Annotated in this window: 17 protein-coding genes; 9 read left to right on the forward strand and 8 right to left on the reverse strand. The window is 68.1% G+C overall.

The genetic code is table 11. The features are described 5' to 3' along the window. The first annotated feature begins 2 nt into the window (after positions 1 to 2). The 4 genes from VLK61_RS09930 to prsT are packed head-to-tail and all read left to right on the forward strand — an operon-like array spanning position 3 to position 4,928. Positions 3 to 668: an HAD family hydrolase gene (locus tag VLK61_RS09930; RefSeq protein WP_325420671.1), complete on the forward strand. Its 666-nt coding sequence runs from the start codon at positions 3 to 5 to the stop codon at positions 666 to 668. Beyond that, positions 661 to 1,059, forward strand: a complete 399-nt coding sequence (locus VLK61_RS09935; protein ID WP_325420673.1) for a Rieske (2Fe-2S) protein — start codon at positions 661 to 663, stop codon at positions 1,057 to 1,059. The genes VLK61_RS09930 and VLK61_RS09935 overlap by 8 nt, the downstream gene beginning before the upstream one ends. Positions 1,060 to 1,069: 10 nt before the next feature. Beyond that, positions 1,070 to 2,110, forward strand: coding sequence for a S49 family peptidase (locus VLK61_RS09940; protein WP_325420675.1), 1,041 nt, complete (start codon positions 1,070 to 1,072; stop codon positions 2,108 to 2,110). Between the two features lie 40 nt (positions 2,111 to 2,150). Next, on the forward strand, positions 2,151 to 4,928 hold the full coding sequence (gene prsT, locus VLK61_RS09945) for an XrtA/PEP-CTERM system TPR-repeat protein PrsT (protein WP_325420677.1): 2,778 nt from the start codon (positions 2,151 to 2,153) through the stop codon (positions 4,926 to 4,928). Between the two features lie 28 nt (positions 4,929 to 4,956). Here prsT and VLK61_RS09950 read toward each other — a convergent pair whose 3' ends face one another. Then, on the reverse strand, positions 4,957 to 6,051 hold the full coding sequence (locus tag VLK61_RS09950) for an ABC transporter ATP-binding protein (protein WP_325420679.1): 1,095 nt from the start codon (positions 6,049 to 6,051) through the stop codon (positions 4,957 to 4,959). Positions 6,052 to 6,188: 137 nt separating this feature from the next. Here VLK61_RS09950 and VLK61_RS09955 point away from each other — a divergent pair, with 137 nt between their 5' ends. Then, positions 6,189 to 7,808 (forward strand): ABC transporter permease, encoded by a 1,620-nt coding sequence (locus VLK61_RS09955; RefSeq protein ID WP_325420709.1) that lies wholly within the window; start codon positions 6,189 to 6,191, stop codon positions 7,806 to 7,808. Positions 7,809 to 7,841: 33 nt separating this feature from the next. Here VLK61_RS09955 and VLK61_RS09960 read toward each other — a convergent pair whose 3' ends face one another. Next, the gene (locus VLK61_RS09960; protein WP_325420681.1) at positions 7,842 to 8,870 is read right to left on the reverse strand and encodes an extracellular solute-binding protein; all 1,029 of its coding nucleotides are present in this window, start codon (positions 8,868 to 8,870) and stop codon (positions 7,842 to 7,844) included. Positions 8,871 to 8,952: 82 nt separating this feature from the next. After that, positions 8,953 to 9,921 carry a magnesium/cobalt transporter CorA gene (corA, locus tag VLK61_RS09965; protein ID WP_325420683.1) on the reverse strand — a complete coding sequence of 323 codons (969 nt, stop codon included), beginning with the start codon at positions 9,919 to 9,921 and terminating at the stop codon, positions 8,953 to 8,955. 77 nt (positions 9,922 to 9,998) lie between these two features. On the opposite strand from corA, the gene bfr reads away from it, so the two are divergent. Next, a complete protein-coding gene (gene bfr, locus VLK61_RS09970) occupies positions 9,999 to 10,481 on the forward strand; it encodes a bacterioferritin (protein ID WP_325420685.1) in 483 nt (160 codons plus the stop codon). A 92-nt stretch (positions 10,482 to 10,573) separates the two neighbouring features. Next, complete coding sequence (locus VLK61_RS09975) at positions 10,574 to 10,801, forward strand: (2Fe-2S)-binding protein (protein WP_325420687.1); 228 nt, start codon at positions 10,574 to 10,576, stop codon at positions 10,799 to 10,801. 24 nt (positions 10,802 to 10,825) lie between these two features. On the opposite strand, the gene ureG is transcribed toward VLK61_RS09975, so the two are convergent. From ureG to VLK61_RS09995, 4 genes are read right to left on the reverse strand one after another with little or no spacing between them, the layout of a single operon-like run. Then, positions 10,826 to 11,473 carry an urease accessory protein UreG gene (gene ureG, locus VLK61_RS09980; RefSeq protein WP_325420690.1) on the reverse strand — a complete coding sequence of 216 codons (648 nt, stop codon included), beginning with the start codon at positions 11,471 to 11,473 and terminating at the stop codon, positions 10,826 to 10,828. A gap of 50 nt (positions 11,474 to 11,523) precedes the next feature. After that, positions 11,524 to 12,207 carry an urease accessory protein UreF gene (locus tag VLK61_RS09985; RefSeq protein ID WP_325420692.1) on the reverse strand — a complete coding sequence of 228 codons (684 nt, stop codon included), beginning with the start codon at positions 12,205 to 12,207 and terminating at the stop codon, positions 11,524 to 11,526. Then, positions 12,207 to 12,791: an urease accessory protein UreE gene (ureE, locus tag VLK61_RS09990; protein ID WP_325420694.1), complete on the reverse strand. Its 585-nt coding sequence runs from the start codon at positions 12,789 to 12,791 to the stop codon at positions 12,207 to 12,209. The genes VLK61_RS09985 and ureE overlap by 1 nt, the downstream gene beginning before the upstream one ends. A gap of 28 nt (positions 12,792 to 12,819) precedes the next feature. Further along, entirely contained in the window at positions 12,820 to 14,220 is a 1,401-nt protein-coding gene (locus VLK61_RS09995) for a hypothetical protein (protein ID WP_325420696.1), read from the reverse strand. A gap of 141 nt (positions 14,221 to 14,361) precedes the next feature. Between VLK61_RS09995 and VLK61_RS10000 the strand changes: the two genes are divergently transcribed. Then, complete coding sequence (locus VLK61_RS10000; protein WP_325420698.1) at positions 14,362 to 15,147, forward strand: substrate-binding periplasmic protein; 786 nt, start codon at positions 14,362 to 14,364, stop codon at positions 15,145 to 15,147. Positions 15,148 to 15,179: 32 nt separating this feature from the next. Further along, positions 15,180 to 17,690, forward strand: coding sequence for a CHASE domain-containing protein (locus VLK61_RS10005; protein ID WP_325420700.1), 2,511 nt, complete (start codon positions 15,180 to 15,182; stop codon positions 17,688 to 17,690). Here VLK61_RS10005 and VLK61_RS10010 read toward each other — a convergent pair. Further along, positions 17,675 to 18,875, reverse strand: a 1,201-nt coding sequence (locus VLK61_RS10010; RefSeq protein ID WP_325420702.1) for an urease subunit alpha, incomplete at its 5' end; no start/stop codon positions are given. The two genes, VLK61_RS10005 and VLK61_RS10010, sit on opposite strands and share 16 nt — an antisense overlap.

The following is an 18,875-nucleotide window of genomic DNA, read 5'->3' on the forward strand; positions in this document are numbered from 1 at the left end:
GCATGAGCCCTCGCCCCCGCCGCTTCGACCTGATCGTCTTCGATTGGGACGGCACGCTGTTCGATTCCACCGCGCTGATCGTGCGCTGCATCCAGTCCGCCTGCCGCGACATCGGCGTCGACGTGCCCAGCGATGAACGGGCGGCCTACGTCATCGGCCTGGGTCTGCACGACGCGCTGCAGCACGCCGTGCCGGGGCTGCCCGAGGCCCGCTACCCTGAACTGGGCCTGCGCTACCGTCACCACTACTTTGCACGGCAGCACGAGCTGGTGCTGTTTCCCGGTACGCTGCAGATGTTGCATGCGCTGAAGGCGCGCAACCATTGGCTGGCGGTGGCCACCGGCAAGAGCCGCCGCGGCCTGGACGAAGCGCTGCAAACGGTGCAGCTCAAGGGCCTGTTCGACGGCACCCGAACCGCCGACGAGACCGCCAGCAAACCCAATCCCTTGATGCTGCAGCAGCTGATGCGCGAGTTCGGCACCGAGCCCGAGCGCACGCTGATGATCGGCGACACCACGCATGACCTGCTGCTGGCGGTGAACGCCGGCACCGCACGCATCGGCGTCAGCTACGGTGCGCACGAGCCCGAGGCCTTTGCCGAACACGCCCCGCTGTTCATTGCCCACAGCACGGCGGAGCTGGATCAGTGGCTGGCCGACCATGCATGAGCCGGTGCTGTTGTGCGCAGCGCACGAACTGATCGAGCGCGACAAGGCCTATGTCTTCGATGTGCTGCTGTGGCGCCAGCCGGCGCGGGCCTTCGCGATGCGCTTCGACGGCCGCATCGTGGCCTACCTGAACCGCTGCGCCCATGTGCCGGTGGAGATGGATTGGCAGCCCGGCCAATTCCTCGACATGGACAAGCGCTGGATCATCTGCTCGATCCACGGCGCGACCTACGAGCCTGCCGACGGTCATTGCATCGCCGGGCCTTGCAGCCGCGGCCGGCTGATGCGCATCGAAACCCTTGAGCGCGGCGGGCAGGTGTATTGGTATCCTTCGCCCGACATCCGGCCCGTCGTCTTCGATGAACCTGCGGCCCCACCTTCCACGGCATGAATCGAACGCCATGACGACTCCCGAAGACGCCCCCTCCGCCGCTGACGGCGCCACGCCGCCGGAACCGGCCCCTGCTGCAACGGCCGCCGCACCGTCTGCTGCCGTCCCTGCCGCGCCGCCCCATTCACGGCGTGCCGTCGAGCAGACGCTGGAATACCTGGCGCGTGAACTGCTGCAAGACCGCCGGGCCGAACGCCGCTGGCGCATCTTCTTCCGCCTGGCCTGGTTCGGCCTGGTCTGTGCTTCGCTGTGGCTGCTGCTCAGCCAGCGCATGCATCCTGGCGGGCCCACCGGCCCGCACACCGCGCTGGTCGAGTTGCGCGGCGAAATCGCCGTCGACACCGAAGCCAGCGCCGAGCAATTGCTCGCCGGGCTGAAGCAGGCGTTCGAAGACAGCGGGGCGCAGGGCGTGGTGATCCGCATCAACAGCCCGGGCGGCAGCCCGGTGCAGGCCGGCATCGTGCACGACGAGATCCGTCGCCTGAAGGCCAAGCACCAGAAGAAGGTCTATGCGGTGGTCGAGGAAATGTGCGCCTCGGGCGCCTACTACATCGCCGTGGCGGCCGACGAGATCTATGTCGACAAGGCCAGCCTGGTCGGTTCGATCGGCGTGCTGATGGACGGCTTCGGCTTCACCGGGCTGATGGACAAGCTGGGCGTCGAGCGCCGCCTGCTGACCGCGGGTGAGAACAAAGGCATGCTGGACCCGTTTTCGCCGCAGAACGCGCGCCACAAGGCTTACGCCCAGGCGATGATTGATCAGATCCACCGCCAGTTCGTCACGGTGGTCAAGCAAGGGCGGGGTGAGCGGCTGAAGGAAGCGCCCGAGACCTTCTCGGGTCTGTTCTGGAATGGCGAAGAGGCCGTCAGGCTGGGCTTGGCCGATCACTTCGGCAATCTCGATCATGTGGCGCGCGAGGTCATCAAGGCCGAAGAAGTCATCGACTACACACCGAAAGAAAACGTCGCCGAGCGCCTGGCCAAACGCTTCGGTGCCGCCATCGGCGAAGGCGCTGTGCGCACCCTGAGCACGCTGGGCCGAATTCACTGAAACCCGCGTCGGGACAGTGCTGATGAAGGACAAAGCCGTGATGCGTCGTCAACGAATTCCCGTGCTGGCCACGCTGCTGCTGGCCCTGGTGCTGACGGCTTGTGGCGGCAAAAGCGAGGGCGAGTTGCTGGCTTCGGCCAAGGACTACCTGGACAAGCGCGACGCCAAGGCGGCCGTGATCCAGTTGAAGAACCTGCTGGAGAAGAATCCGTCGTCTGCCGAGGGCCGCTTCCTGCTGGGCCAGGCCTTGCTGGAGAACGGTGACGCGGCCGGTGCCGAGGCTGAGTTGCGCCGCGCGGTGGACCTGAAATACCCGGAAGCGCAGGTGGTGCCGCTGCGCGCGCGCGCCTTGCTGGCCCAGGGCCAGTTGCGCAAGCTGACCGATGAGCTCGGCAGCATCGATCTGAAAGACCCGACGCTCGACATCGAGCTGCAGACCACGCTGGCCACCGCCTACGCGATGCAGGGCGCGGCGGACGAAGCGCGCACGGCCGTCGACAAGGCGCTGGCGATTTCGCCGCACTATGGCCCGGCGGTGGTGCTCGACGCGCGGCTCAAGGCGGCTGGCGGTGACATCGAGGGCGCCCTGAAGGTGATCGACGTGTTGCTGGCCAAGGCAGCCAACAACACCGACGCCTTGCAATTCAAGGCCGAGATGCTGTGGCACGCCAAGAGAGACCGTGCCGGTGCCGCAGAGCTCTACCGCAAGGCGCTGCTGGTACGCAACGATCTGCCCGAGGTGCATGCTGCGCTGATCTCGTTGGCCCTGCTGCAGCGGGATGTGGAAGCGGCGGGTCGTCAGCTCGACGCGTTGAAGAAGATTCGCCCCAACCATCCGCAGACGCGGTTCCTCGACGCGCAACTGGCCTTTGCGCGCATGGACTTCAAGCGGGCCCAGGACCTGATTCAGCCGGTGCTGCAGTCGGCGCCGAACAGTGTGCGCACCTTGCAGTTCGCCGGCGCCGTGGAGTTGCAACTGGGCTCGCTGCAGCAGGCCGAAGCGCTGTTGAGTCGCGCCGTACAACTGGCCCCGAATGCGCTGGAGGCGCGGCGCTTGCTGGCCGACACCTACCTGCGCTCGCGCCAACCCGAAAAAACGCTGGCCACACTCAAGCCCATGCTGGATTCGCCGTCCGTCGCGGCGCCGGTGCTGGCGCTGGCGGCTCAGGCCTATCTGCAAAATGGCGACGACAAGATGGCCCAGGCGCTGTTTGCCAAGGCCGCCAAGCTCAAGCCCGACGACAAGCGGCTGAGTGCCGCGGTCGCGTTGTCGCAGTTGAACAAGGGCGATGCCGATGCTGCCTTTGGCGAGCTGCAACGCCTGGCCGCGTCTGACGACGGCCGTGCGGTCGACTTGGCGCTGATCAGCGCACGGCTGCAGCGCAAGGAGTTCGAGGCGGCGCTGAAAGCGATCGAGTCGCTTGAGAAAAAGCAGCCTGACAGCCCCGTGGGCCCAGGTCTTCGGGGGCGGGTCTGGCTGGCCAAGCAGGACCTCGCGGCTGCACGTGCGGCGTTCGATCAGGCCCTGGCGAAGGATGCCAAGTACCTGCCAGCGGCGGCTGGCTTGGCGAGCATCGACATGCTGCAGAAGCAGCCGGAGGCGGCGCAGGGTCGTTTCCAGGCCATCCTGAAGCTGGATCCGAAGAACATCCCGGCCTTGCTCGCGCTGGCTGAACTCAAGACCCGCAACGGAGCGCCCACGGCGGACATCGCCAAGCTGTTCGCCGATGCGGTGGCGGCAAATCCTTCGGATGTGCAGGCGCGCGTGGCCCAGATCGATTTTCTGGCAGGTACGCGCGACAACAAGGCCATGCTGTCCGCTGCCCAGGCGGCCCTGGCGACGGTGCCCGACAACGTGGAACTGCTGGACCGGCTGGGCCGCGCCCAACTTGGCACGGACGATCGGCAACAGGCGCTCAGCACCTACGGCAAGCTGGTGTCGCTGCGGCCCGACGCCGCGGTGGGTTACCTGGGGCTGGCGACCGCGCAGCTGGCGGGCAAGGACCTGGAGGCCGCGACACGTGATGTGCGGCGGGCGCTGGAGCGTGAACCCGATTCATTGATGGCGCACAAGATGGCGATCGCCCTCGCTTGGCAGCAAAAGAAGCCGCTGGATGCGATTGCCGCCGCACGCCGCTTGCAGGAGCGCCGTCCCGACGACGGCACGGGCTTCGTCAGCGAAGGCGAGATCGAGGCCTCGCAGAAGCATTGGGACGCCGCGATCACCGCATTTCGCAAGGCCCTGACCAAGACCGATGCGTCGGTGGCGGCGTCGCGTCTGCATCTCACCTTCATCTCCGCGCAGCGTGTCGGTGAAGCCAACAAGTTCGCCGACAGCTGGCTGAAGGATCACCCCGACGACAGCAAGTTCCTGTTCTATCTGGGTGATGTGGCGATCGGCTCGAATGACCTGCCGCTGGCCGAGACCCGGTACCTGGAGGTGCTGAAGCGTCATCCGGACAATGCGTTGGCCTTGAACAACGTGGCCTGGCTGCAGCTGCGGCAGAAGAAGCCCGGTGCGCTGGCCTACGCGGAACGGGCCGTCAAGGCCGCGCCGGGTCAACCGGCGCTGATGGATACGCTGGCCATGGTGCTGGCCAGCGAAAAACAGTTTCCGCGGGCGCTGGAGGTGCAGAAAAAAGTGGTTGCCCAGATGGCGCAAGTGCCGGGTTTCCGTCTGAACCTGGCCAAGATCTACCTCGAATCCGGCGACAAGAAGTCAGCGCGCACCGAGCTGGAGCAATTGGCCAAGCTCGGCAAGGAATTCGCCGGACAGGACGAAGTGGCGCGGCTGTTGAAGCAAGCCAACGCGTCCTGAGCAGCCCCGACAAACCTGCTGCTTTGCGTCAGGCGCAGTTCAGCATCGGTCCGCTGTCACGCTTGAAGGCCACCACATGGTCCAGTTCGAGCCGGATGCCGATGCGTTCGCCGATCGCGTGGTTGTGGTGTGAGGGCACCAGCGACAGCACCGTCGCCCCGCTGTCCAGCCGCAAGGTGTAGATGAACTCGGCGCCGCGGAAGGCTTTGGCCAGCACCTCGGCGGTCACCGGGCTGGCGTCGTCGTGCACCACGTCGTCGGGCCGCAGCAGCACATCGACCTGGCAACCGGTGGGGCACAGATCGCCGTGCTCGGTGCAGCGCACGGCCTGCGGCGCAGCATAGGCGCCGAGTTCCAGCCGCACGCTGCTGCCCTCGGCGACCACGCCGGGCAGGAAGACACCCTGGCCGACAAAATCGGCCACGAAGCGGTTGGCCGGGCGGTGATACAGGTTGTAGGCCGAGTCCCATTGCTGGATGCGGCCATCGCTCATGATGCCGATGTCATCGGCAATCGCGAAGGCCTCGTGCTGGTCGTGGGTGACCATCAGCCCGGTGGTGCCGGCGGCCTTCAGCAACTGGCGCAACTCGCCACCCAGGCGTTCGCGCAGTTCGATGTCGAGGTTGGCGAAGGGCTCGTCCAGCAGCAGCAAGGCCGGCTCCGGCGCCAGCGCGCGGGCCAGGGCCACGCGTTGCTGCTGGCCGCCGGAGAGCTCGTGCGGATAGCGGCGCCCGGCATGGGCCAGGCCCACGGTCTCCAGCATCTCCAGCGTGCGCCGTGCAGCGTCGGCCCGGCCGCGCAGCCCGAAGCCGACATTGGCCTCGACGCTCAAGTGGGGGAAGAGGGCATGGTCCTGGAACACCATGCCGATGCGGCGTGATTCAGGCGGTACCTGCTGGCCCGGGGTGCTGACGACCTGACCGCCCAGCAGGATGCGGCCGGCGCGCAGCGGCTCGAAGCCGGCCACCGCCCGCAACACGGTGGTCTTGCCGCAGCCCGAAGGGCCCAGCAGGCAGCCGATGGCGCCGGCGGCGAGCGTGATCGACAGGCGCTCGACAACATCCTTGCGTCCATAACCGACGCTGATGGTGTCGATGGCGAGCCAGGGCGGCAATGTGGACATGCCACCCATGATACGGGGCCGTCCCCCGGCGACGCGCCGGCGGACGGCAGGGCTTTTCAGTGGCCCGCCGATACACTGCGGCCGTGCGCGCGCCTGCCGTGTTTCGTCTGCCCACTGCCCCGCGCGTGCCGTGGCTGATGCTGTGCGCGTTGCTCGTGGCAGCCTTGGTGGCCGCGCCGCTGGTCTCGGTGGGCCTGCATGTCTTTGCGGGCGGCACCGGGGCCACCTGGTCGCACTTGCTGGCCACCGTGCTGCCCGACTACGTGCTGACCACGCTGTACCTGTCCGCCGCTGTCGCGCTGGGCGTGGCCTTGCTGGGCGTGGGCGCCGCATGGCTGGTCACCCGCTACGACTTTCCACTGCGCAGCACGCTGGAGTGGGCGCTGGTGCTGCCGCTGGCCATGCCGGCCTATGTTGCGGCCTACACCTACACCGACCTGCTGCAGTACGTGGGACCGGTGCAGACCGCACTGCGCGAAGCCTTCGGCTGGCGCCGCGCCGACTACTGGTTTCCCAACGTGCGCTCGACCGGTGGCGCGGCGCTGATGTTCTCGCTGGTGCTCTACCCGTATGTCTACATGCTGGCGCGCACGGCCTTCATCGAGCGCGCGGGCGGCCTGGTCGAGGTGGCGCGCTCGATGGGCCTGTCGCCCTGGCAAGGCTTTCTGCGCATCTCGCTGCCGCTGGCGCGGCCGGCCATCGCCGGCGGCATGGCACTGGCCCTGATGGAGACGCTGGCCGACTACGGCACGGTCTCCTACTTCGCGGTGCAGACCTTCACCACCGGCATCTACCGCGCCTGGTTCTCGCTGGGCGACCGGGTGGCCGCGGCCCAGCTGGCGCTGGCGCTGCTGGCCTTCGTCGTGATCGTGCTGGTGCTGGAGCGGCTGTCGCGCAGCGGCTCGCGCTACCACGACACCACGTTGCGCCGCAGCGGCACGCCGCGTGAGCGCCTGGCCGGTACGCGGGCGCTGCTGGCGGCCGCGGGGTGCGCCGTGCCGCTGGTGCTGGGCTTCGTGCTGCCGGCGGCCGTGCTGCTGCAGATGACGCTGACGCAGGGCGACGCGCAATTCGGTCTGCGCTTCGTCACGCTGGCCGGCAACAGCGTGCTGCTGTCCGGCAGCACGGCGGTCCTGGCGGTGCTGCTGGCCTTGTTGATCGGCTATGCCGCGCGCCTGAACCGCCAGCCGGCGATGCGCTGGGCCCACCGCGTCGTCGGCCTCGGCTACGCGCTGCCGGGCTCGGTGATCGCCGTCGGCGTGCTGATCCCGGTGACGCAGCTGGATCACCTGCTGGCCGATGGGCTGCGGCGGCTGCTGCAGCGTGAGGTCGGCCTGGTCTTCACCGGCACCATCGCTGCGCTGGTGTACGCGTGCCTGGTGCGTTATCTCAGCGCGGCGGTGCAGACGGTGGATGCCGGTCTGGCGAAGATCACGCCGTCCATGGACGATGCGGCGCGCAGCCTCGGGCACGGACCGCTGCACACGCTGCGCCGGGTGCACCTGCCCTTGCTGCGCGGCAGTGTGCTGACGGCCGCGCTGCTGGTCTTCATCGACGTGATGAAGGAATTGCCGGCTACGTTGGTGATGCGCCCGTTCAACTTCGATACGCTGGCCACGCAGACCTACACGCTGGCATCCGACGAGCGCCTGGCCGAGGCCTCCACCGCGGCGCTGGCGATCGTTCTGGTCGGGCTCCTGCCGATGGTGCTGCTGTGCCGGCAGATCGCACGCGGCCACCCAGCCAGCGTGCACTGACTTGCCATGCGGCGCCGGGCCGGATGCGCCGTCCTACTTCCACCCGGCGCGGTCGAACACCTTTTGCGCTTGGACGGTGGTCTTGGCCAGATCGCCGATCGGCAACTGATCGGCCTTGAACGTGCCGAGCGCGCTCAGCTCCTTGTTGACGATCGGGGCACTCTTCACCACCGGCCACTCATTGTTGCCGTTGGCAAAGTAGCCCTGCGCCTCGTCGCTGGCCAGGTACTCCAGGAACTGCACGGCGGCTTCGCGATGCGGCGCATGCTTGAGCACGCCGGCGCCCGAGACATTCACATGCGTGCCCCAGCTGGCCTGGTTCGGCCAGACGATGCCCACCGCATTGATGGCCTGCAGGTCCGGCGCATTCTTCGAGCGCATCAAGCGCACGAGGTAGTAGGTGTTCGAGATCGTCACGCCGCATTCGCCGGCCGCCACGGCCTTGATCTGGTCGGTGTCCCCGCCCATCGGCTTGCGTGCGAAGTTCTCCACCAGGCCGCGCGCCCAGGCCTCGGTCTTCGCTTCGCCGTCGTGCGCGATCATCGCGGCGCCCAGCGACAGGTTGTAGGGATGGGCTCCCGAACGCACGCAGACCTGGCCCTTGAGCGCCGGCGCGGCGAGGTCGGCGTAGCTCTGCACCGCCTCGCGTTTGACCGCCGCCTTGTTGTAGACGATCACCCGCGCACGGGTGGAGAAGGCAAACCAGTTCGGCGTGCGCAGCGTGGCCGGCACGCGTTCTTCGAGCAGCTTGGAGCGGGCCGGCTGGAACAGCCCGAGCGAATCGGCCACTTCCAGCCGCGCTGCGTCCACCGTGATCAGGATGTCGGCCGGGCTGGCCGTCCCTTCGTTGCGGATGCGCTCGACCAGTTCGTCTTCCTTGCCGTCAAGCCGGTTGATCTTGACGCCGGTGGCCTTGGTGAAGTTGGCGTACAGCGCCTCATCGGTCTGGTAGTGACGGGCCGAATAGATGTTCAGCACCTTCTCCTGCGCCTGGGCAGCGCCCGCGGCAAACAGGGCAGCGATCAGCGCGGGCACCGAGGCCAGCAAAGGACGGCGAAGCATGTTCGTGGTACTCGGAAGCAGCAGGAGGTGGAATCATAACAAGAAGCATTCTCAAATCCCTGCGCTGGATCAAGGCGCCGCGCTACAACCAGCCCGCGCGCCGGAAGCGCCACCACATCAGCCCGCAAGTACCGGCGATCAGGCTCAGCGCCACCGGGTAGCCCCAGGCCCACTTCAGCTCGGGCATGCGCTCGAAGTTCATGCCCCAGATGCCGACGAAGAAGGTCGCCACCGCAAAGATGCCGGCCCAGGCGGCGAGCCGCTTGGTCACTTCCGACTCCTCGATCGTCACCATCGACAGGTTGACCTGGATGGCGGTGCCGATGGTGTCGCGGATGGTGTCGATCGAGTTCTGGATGCGGGCCAGGTGGTCGTGCACGTCGCGGAAATAGGCCTCGCTGGACGCACACACCGCGGGCACGCGCCCGCCGTGCAGCTTGGTTACGGCCTCGAGCAGCGGGGCGACGGCGTGCCGCAGTGCGATGACCTTGTGCTTCAGCTCGTAGAGCCGCTCGATGTTGGCGCGGCCGGCGTTGCGCTCGAAGATCTGGCCCTCGATGGTTTCGAGTTCGGTCTCCAGAGCGTCGACGATCGGGAAGTAGCGGTCGACCACCGCATCCATCAAGGCATAGAGCACGAAACCGGAGCCCAGGCGCAGCAGCTGCGGTTCACGCTCGCAGCGCTGGCGCACGCCCAGAAAGCCCTGCGTGCTGCGATTGCGCACCGACAGCACGAAGTTCGGCCCGGTGAAGATGTGCACCTCGCCCAGCCGCAACTCATCGGTGGGGCTGAACTCCACCAGGTGCAGCACGACGAAGAGGGTGTCGCCGTACTCCTCGATCTTCGGCCGCTGGTGGCCGTGCCGCGCGTCTTCGATGGCCAGGTCATGCAGGCCGAATTCACGCTGCGCCTGGGCCAGTTCGGCTTCCGATGCGTCCCGCAGGGCCACCCAGACGAAGCAGTCCGGCTGGCTCAGGTGATCGCTGATGGCCTCGACCGGGATATCGGCCAGCTTGGTGCCCTGGTGGTACGCAACGCAGTTGATCAGCATGGGACAGCCTTCGAAATCGGCACCGGAACGCGGTGGAGGCGGGAGAATACCCGCCACGCACTGACCGGAGGACGATGATGAAGGGTGATGCCCAGGTGCTTGCGCACCTCAATACGCAGCTGAAGAACGAGTTGACCGCCATCAACCAGTACTTCCTGCACTGTCGCATGCTGAAGAACTGGGGCTTCGGCCGCATGGCCAAGCACGAGTACGACGAATCGATCGAGGAGATGAAGCATGCCGACCGCCTGATCGAACGCATCCTGATGCTCGAGGGCCTGCCCAACCTGCAGGACCTGGGCAAGCTGCTGATCGGCGAAAGTGCGATCGAAGTGCTGTCCTGCGACCTGAAGATCGAGCAGGGTTCGGTGATCCACTTGCGCGACGCCATCGCGCACTGCGAAACCGTGCGCGACTACGTCACCCGCGACCTGCTGCGCGACATCCTGGAAGACACCGAAGAGCATGTCGACCACCTGGAAACCCAGATCGACCTGGTGGCCCAGGTCGGCGAGCAGAACTACCTGCAGTCGCAGATGGGCGAGGGCGGCGGTTCGTGACATCTGCCGCCGAAGCCCCTTCGCTGAACTCGGGTGATTGAGAACAATTCGTATTAGCTTGTAGACTGGCGGCATCCATTTGGGTGCCTGCCATGATCGTCTGCCTGTGCCGCCGAGTTTCCGACCGCGACATCCACCGCGCGGTGCAGCATGGCGTGGCTGACTTTGAAGTGCTGCAAGACCAGACCGGCGTCGCCAGCCATTGCGGCTGCTGCCACGACTGCGCGCGCGAGGTGTTCGACGAAGCACGCAGCGCGTGCGCCGGCCGCGCGAGCGGCGTGCACACCGTGATGATCATGCCCGCGGCCGCGACAGCCTGAAAACAGCCTGAATCGAAGGCCGGCTCAGGCCACCAGCAAGCCCTTGCGTTCGATGAACGCCACCACCTCGGCCAGGCCCTGGCGGGTGCGCAGGTTGGTCATCACATGCGGGCGGTTCGGGCGCATGCGCCGCGTATCGGCTTCCATCACGCTCAGATCCGCGCCCACATGCGGCGCCAGGTCGGTCTTGTTGATGACGAACAGGTCGCTCTTGGTGATGCCGGGGCCGCCCTTGCGCGGGATCTTCTCGCCGGCGGCGACGTCGATCACGTAGATCGTCAAGTCGCTCAGTTCCGGACTGAAGGTGGCGGCCAGGTTGTCGCCGCCGGACTCGATGAACACGATGTCGGCATCCGGGAAACGTTCCAGCATGCGGTCGACGGCTTCGAGGTTGATCGAGGCGTCTTCGCGGATCGCCGTGTGCGGGCAGCCGCCGGTCTCCACGCCCATGATGCGCTCGGGTGCCAGCGCGCCGGCGACGGTGAGCAGGCGCTGGTCTTCCTTGGTGTAGATGTCATTGGTGATGACCACCAGGTCCCAGCGCTCGCGCATGGTCTTGCACAGCATCTCGACCAGCGTGGTCTTGCCCGAGCCGACCGGGCCACCCACCCCCACGCGCAGCGGCGGCAGTCTCTTGGTGCGGTGGGCGATGGTGTGCAGGGCTGGGCTCATCGGCGCAGTGTAGCGAGCGGCATGCCAGGCGCATGGCCCGGGTCAGGTGCTCAGGACCGGAACAGCCGTGAGTACTGCGCTTCATGTCGCGCCGACAGGATGGCGAACATCGGCGCGAAGCTCTGGCGCGCCGCATCGCCTTGTTCGGCCAGCACCAGCGCGGCCAGGGCAGTGCCCGGCAGTGCAGCGGTCAGGGCGTCCAGCAGCCGCTGGCCCGCGCTCTGGCCCAGCGGCACGGCTTTCAGCGCGGCTTGCACCATGTTCTCAGCCCAGGCGAAGCCGCTGCACTGCAGCACCTCGGCCAACGGCGCGCCGCTGTGCACGCCGGCCAGCGCAAAGGCCACCGCCCAGGCGGGCGCCGGCTTCAGTGCACGCAGCGCGGCCACGCGTTCGTCGCCCGGCTGCCGCTGGCGCAGCCAATCGCTAAGCGAGCGGCCCATCTGCTCGGTCTGCAGCCGCAGCTCGCGGGTTTCGCGGGTCTGCATGACCCAGTCGTTCAGAGCGGTGATGCGCTCGACGTCGCCGGCCTGCCAGGCCTGGAAGGCCGCGGCCACCAGCGGCAGCTCGGCACGCTGCTGCGTCAGCTGCAGTTGCTGCAGCAGCCAGTGCAGGGCACTGGTTTCATCGCTCACCTCGCCGGCATCGACTGCGGCTTCAAGGCCGTCGGAGTAGCTGAAGCCGCCCACCGGCAGCGCCGGCGAGGCCAGACGCATCAGGGCCAGCAGCGAGGACATCAGTGCGTATGGCCGTGGCCGCTGTCATGGCCGTCCGCGTGGCCATGATCGTGGTCGTGGTCGTGGTCGTGCCCATGATCGTGGCCGGCGTGACCGTGATCGTGGCCATGTCCTGCATGGGCGTGAGCGCCGGCTGCATACGCACCCGCTTCAGGCTCGAAGGCTTCGTTGGCCTCGCTGACGATCAGGTGCTGCTGCCGCAACAGATCGGCCAGCACATGGTCCGGCTCCAGCTTGAGGTGATCCGGCTTCAACTCCAGCGCCACATGGCGGTTGCCCAGGTGGTAGGCCGCGCGCAGCAGGTCGAAGGGAGAGCCATGATCGCTGCAATGGCGCACCACCAGCACGGCCTGCGGGGCGGCGCGCACGAGCACCAGCGAGCCGTCCTCGGCCACCAGCACATCGCCGCCGCGCACCACGGTGCCGCGCGGCAGGAACACGCCCAGTTGGCGCCCGGCCGAATCGCTGGCCTCGAAGCGGCTTTTCTGCCGCAGGTCCCAATCGAGTTCCACCGTGGTGGCGCGTCGCAACAGCACGGCGGCGAGGCCGCGACCCTGCGGAATGAGTTTGTTGATCGTCAGCATCGGGCGATTGTCGCGCCGCGTGGCGGGATCAGAAGTCGACCATTTCGAGTTCGATGCGCCGGGCCAGCGCTACGCGGGCGTTCTCGGCCTGTCGCGGGTTGGTGAAGGGCCACCACGTGACGCGCCAACCGTCGCGCGATTCCTGCAGCGCGGTCTGTGTGGCGGTGGGGTGGGCAATGCGGTCGGTTTCGGCACGCAGGCGGCGCAGCATGGACTCGGCCTCGGCCTTGCTGCGCACCGGGCGGGTCACCAAGGCGTAGAAACGCGCAACACCCGGTTGGGCGGCGGAGGCCGCCGGACGTGGCCTGTCCGCGTTGCCAGGCCCTGGGTCGGGCAATCCGGCGACCGGCCTGGACGCACCGCCGGGCTGCGGCGACTCGGCGCGTGCGGAAGCGGCCAGGTCGGGTCGAAGGCGGGGCACCAGCGGCGTTGAAGCACGCGCCACCTCGGCGAGCGACGGGACGGCCGGCGCGGCCACCGACGCGTGTTCGACAGGCAAGGGCGCGGCGGCTGGTGGCCGTTTCGGAACGCTCGCCGAGGCGGGCACGCTGATCGCCGAGGCCAGCCGCGAGGGTGTCACCGGCACCGGCGCCCGCGAGGCTGCGGAGGCCGGCGTGGCAAGCGCCGATGCGGGTAGTGCCGCGGGTGACGTTGCGGGCGCTGTGGCGGGCGCGAACGCCGTGGACGCGGCCGGGGGCGCCGATGCAGGCGCCGTGATGATCACCGATGCGGGCATCGACGCCCGCCCGGCCGCACTGGCGCGCACCACCGGCGCGGCCGACGCCTGGGGCGCGGATGCCGTTCCCGCCTTGGCCGCCACGGTCGGCATCGTTCCCCGCTGCGGCATCGCTTTCAACCACAAACCGGCCACGCCGAACACCATCACCAGCAGCAGGCCACCGCCCAGCGCGGCCAGCCGGGGCAGGCTCCACAGGCGCGGGCCCAGCACCTCGGGCCGCTTGCCGGCGCCCAGCAGCAGGCGTGGCCGTGCCGGGCCGATGTCGATGGCCGCGGTCACCAGATAGCGGTTCAGCCGCTCGGGCGGAAATTCGGCGCCCGGGGCGTCGAGCAGGTCGCGGTCGAAGCTCGCCACGCGTTCGGGCAGGTCCATCGGGCCGGGTCGATCGGTCTGGCCATGCCGCGTGGCGAACTTCACCACGCGCTGGATGCCGATCTCGGGCAGCAGGTCTTCGCTGAACACCGGCCACACGCGGCGGTGTTGGCGCGGCGGGAACATCAGTGCCAGCAGGCCGCGCTTGGGTTGCGGTGCATCCCAGGGCCGTTGGCCATCACGCGCATAAGGCAGCGTGACGATGCCCACGCCCTGCACATCCTTGCGCGTGATGCGGCGAGCCAGCGGGTGGCGGTTGTGCCAGGCCACCACCTGGGCGGCAACGTCGGCCACGAAGCTCGGCGGGTCGGCGGTCATTCAGCCAGGGTGGGACCCGCCGTCGAGGGCGGATGGTACTTTTGCGTAAGGCCCGACTGTACCGCGCCCACCACAGCGAAACTATCATCGGCCTGTCGGCCAGCCAGCGTGCCGACATCGCATCGACATGAGGGCAACATCATGCGTTTCGTCGGGATTCCTCTGCTGCTGGCTGCGTGCTTCCTGGGTCGCCCCGCTGACGCGGCCGACCTGCCTGATTGCGCCCGGCCGCTAAGCCTGGCGCTGCATGAGCACGGCCTGCTGTATTCCGGGCAGACCGGCGAAGGCATCGACAAGGACGTGGCCGACGAGCTGGCGCGCCGCAGCGGCTGCAAGCTGGTGGTGTCGCTGATGCCGCGGGCGCGCATCTGGCAGCTCATCGAGTCGGGCGCGCTGGACTTCAGCCTGTCGGGCATCAGCAACGAAGCGCGCGACAAGTTCGCCGCCTTCGCCTGGTACTTCTCGAACAAGTATTACCTGCTGGTGCGCAAGGATGCCGGCGTGGCGACGCATGCCGACCTGGAGCGCAATGCCGCGCTGAAGCTCGGCGCGATCCGCGGCTTTCGTTACAGCCCCACGGCCAACAAGATGGTGGACAAGCTCGAAGCCCAGCAGCGCGTGAGCTATGCGACGCAACTGGAGCCGCTGTACCAGATCCTGATGGACAACCGGGTGCAGGCAATGATCATCGAGCCCTTCGACTACCCGACGCTGGACAGCGGACGCATTCGCGAGCAGACCAGCATTCTCGAGTTCGACGATCCGCCGGTGCCGCATGGGCTGATCATGTCGAAGAAGTCGCTGCCCCTGGCCCAGCAGCAGGCCTGGCGCGGTCTGGTCGAACAGATGCGGCGCGATGGCACGATGCAGCGCATCTTCGAGAAGTACTTCAAGCCCGACCTGGCGCGCGCGATGACGCAGTTCTGACGGCCACCGGCGAACCCCCACGGGCCGATGGCGTGAAACGACTGCTGACCCTGCTGCTGCCCTGGCTCGTGGGTCTGGCCGCGCTGGCCATCACCGCAGTGCTGGCGCTGCACGAGCAACGCACGCAGCAGCAGACGCTGCGCGCCAGCTTCGACCTGGGCCTGCGCCAGACGGCCAACCGCGTCGAGCAGCGCATCGCCAGCTATGAGCTGGTGCTGCGCGGCGCGCAGGGCTTGTTCCGCGCTGCCGAGCGGGTCGACGCGGCGGCCTTCTCGACCTACGTCGACGCCCTGCTCGCCGGGGCAGACTTTGCCGGCCTGCAGGCCATCGGCCATGCGCCGGCGCTGCGGGCGGCCGGCGGCCGGCTGAGCTCGCCGGTGACCTTCGTCGCGCCGGCGATCGGGCAGAACCTGACGGTGCTGGGCTTCGATCTGCAGGATGAGCCGGTGCGGCGCGCGGCAATGCTGCAGTCGCGGGACTCGGGCAGCATCGCGATCACGCGCAAGCTGCGTCTGTTGATCGACCCCGAATCCGGGCCGCAGAACGGCTTTCTGATGGTGCTGCCGCTGTATGCGCCTGGGCAGCCGCTGGCGACGGTGGACGAACGCCGGCGCCACCACCGCGGCTGGGTCTTCGCGGCGTTCCGCATGAGCGACCTGATGTCCAGCCTGTATGGCGAAGGCATGCCGGGCCTGGAGGTGCGCATCCATGACGGGGTGGCGCTCAACGACGCGACGCTGATGTACCAGTCCGGCGGCGCGCAGGCGCAGGCGGCGCGCTTCGAGGCGCAGGAGTACATCGGCTTCGCCGGGCACACCTGGACGCTGGTGGTGCGCACGCAGGCCGATTTCGACGCGCTGCACAACCTGGATGCGCCGCGCATCATCGTCATTGCCGGCATCGGCGTCAGCCTGCTGCTGGCGCTGCTGACGCAGCAACTGGTGCGCGGCCGCGAGCGCGCGCATGCCGTGGCCCAGCGCATGACGCGCCAATTGCGTGATAGCGAGGAGCGTTACCGCCGCATCGTCGAGACCGCCGACGAAGGCATCTGGATGGGGGACGCCGAGCAGCGCACCTCCTTCGTCAACCCCAAGGCGCTGCAGATGCTGGGCTATGAGGCCGGGCAGCTGATCGGCCTGCCCCTGACGGTGCTGCTGGAGGAGCCCGGCCGCGCCCAGGTGGCGGCCAGCCTGGCCTTGCGCGACCAGGCCGCGACCACGCACCACGAGCTGCAGCTGCGGCGCAAGGACGGCACGGCGCTGTGGGCCTCGCTGGCGATGAACCCGATCATCGATGCCGCCGGCCACTACGCCGGTGCCTTGGCGATGTTCACCGACATCAGCCAGGCCCGGCAGGCCGAGGCCCGCCGTTCGGTGCTGGAGAGCCAGCTGCGCGAATCGCAGAAGATGGAAGCCATCGGCACGCTGGCGGGCGGCATTGCGCACGACTTCAACAACATCCTGGCCGCCATCCTCGGCAATGCGGCGCTGGCGCGCGAGCAGCTGGCGCCCGGTCATCCAGCCGCCGCGCACCTGGCGCAGATCGGCCAGGCCGGCGGCCACGCGCGCAACCTGGTGCAGCAGATCGTCGCTTTCGGTCGCCGCCAGCCCCTGGCGCGGGTGGCCCAGCCCTTGGCACCGCTGGTGGAAGCCTCGATGACGCTGCTGCGTGCCACGCTGCCGGCGGCAGTGGATCTGCAGGTGGTGTTACCCGCCGAGCCGGTGTGGGCGCGCGTGGATGGCAACCAGTTCCAGCAGGTGCTGATGAACCTGTGCACCAACGCCTGGCACGCGCTGCACGGCAGCAGCGGGCGGGTGACGGTCGGCCTGGCGGTGGTGACGCTGGATGCCGACGGCGCACAAGCACTGGGTCATCTGCGGCCCGGACCGCACGCCCGGCTGTGGGTCAGTGACAGCGGCAGCGGCATGGACGCAGCCACGCGGGCCCGCATCTTCGAACCCTTCTTCACCACCAAGCCGGTCGGCCAGGGCACCGGGCTCGGGCTGTCAGTGGTGCACGGCATCGTCGCCGCGCACGAAGGCGCGATTGCCGTGCACAGCACGCCGGGCGAGGGCAGCCGCTTCGAGGTGTACCTGCCGCAGCTGCCGGCACCGGCGCAGCCGCCCACCACCGACCGGGCCGCTGCCCCTCCGCAGCAAGGGCAGGGTGAGCGCGTGCTCTACGTCGACGACGACCCGGTGATGGTGACGTTGGTGGAGGCGCTGCTCGATCGTGCCGGTTATGCGGTGAGCTGTTTCGGCGATGCGCGTGCCGCGCTGGCCGCGCTGCAGGCAGAGCCCGCCGCCTTCGACCTGGTGATCACCGACTACAACATGCCTGAACTCTCCGGACTGGATGTGGTGCAGGCCCTGCGCAGCGTGCGGCCCGCGCTGCCGGTGATCATCAGCTCGGGCTACCTGTCCGAGGACATGCGTGCCGCGGCGGCGCAGGCGGGTGTGCCGCATCTGCTGCAGAAGGAGTACACCGTCGAGCAGCTGGTGCCGCTGGTGCAGCAGGTGCTGGCCGCTCAGAATAGGAAATAGCGCTGCGCCATCGGCAGCTCGGTGGCGGGCTCGCAAGTCAGCAGCTGGCCGTCGGCGCGGACCTGGTAAGTCTGGGCGTCGATCTCCATCACCGGCGTGTAGTGGTTGTGCAGCATGCCGGCCTTGGTGATCGTGCGGTTGCCCTTCACCGCCACCAGGCGCTTGCTCACGCCATAGGCCTCGGCCACGCCGTTGGCCAGGCTGGCCTGGCTGACGAAGCTGAGCGAGGTGCTGCCCACCGCCTTGCCGTAACTGCCGAACATCGGACGGTAGTGCACCGGCTGCGGTGTCGGGATGCTGGCATTGGCATCACCCATCGCCGCCGCGGCGATGAAGCCGCCCTTCAGCACCAGGCTGGGCTTGACGCCGAAGAAGGCCGGCCGCCACAGCACCAGGTCGGCCCACTTGCCGACTTCGATCGAGCCGACCTCGTGCGCCACGCCATGCGACAGCGCCGGGTTGATCGTCAGCTTGGCGATGTAGCGCTTGATGCGCTGGTTGTCGTTACGTGACGAATCGCCCGCGAGGCTGCCCAGCTGCGTCTTCATCTTGTGCGCCGTCTGCCAGCAGCGGATCAGCACCTCGCCGACGCGGCCCATTGCCTGGCTGTCGGACGAGAACATGCTGATCGCGCCCAGGTCGTGCAGCACGTCTTCGGCGGCGATGGTTTCGCGGCGGATGCGGCTCTCGGCGAAGGCCAGGTCCTCGGCAATGGCGGGGTCGAGGTGATGGCACACCATCAGCATGTCCACATGCTCGTCCAGCGTATTCACGGTGTACGGCATCGTCGGGTTGGTGGAGGAGGGCAGGAAGTTCGCCTCGCCCACCACACGCAGTATGTCGGGCGCATGGCCGCCGCCCGCGCCTTCGGTGTGGAAGGCACACAGCGACCGGCCCTTGGTCGCCGCGATGGTGTTCTCGACGAAGCCGGATTCGTTGAGCGTGTCGCTGTGGATCGCGACCTGGGTGTCGGTTTCTTCCGCCACGTCCAGGCAGTTGCTGATCGCGGCCGGGGTCGTGCCCCAGTCCTCGTGCAGTTTCAGGCCCATCACGCCGGCGTTGATCTGCTCGTGCAGCGCGGCGGGCAAGCTGGCGTTGCCCTTGCCGAGGAAGCCCAAATTCATCGGGAAGGCATCTGCCGCCTGCAGCATGCGCTCGATGTTCCACGGCCCCGGGGTGCAGGTG

Source organism: Aquabacterium sp., assembly GCF_035476535.1.
In the GTDB taxonomy this organism is placed as follows: Bacteria; Pseudomonadota; Gammaproteobacteria; order Burkholderiales; family Burkholderiaceae_C; genus Pseudaquabacterium.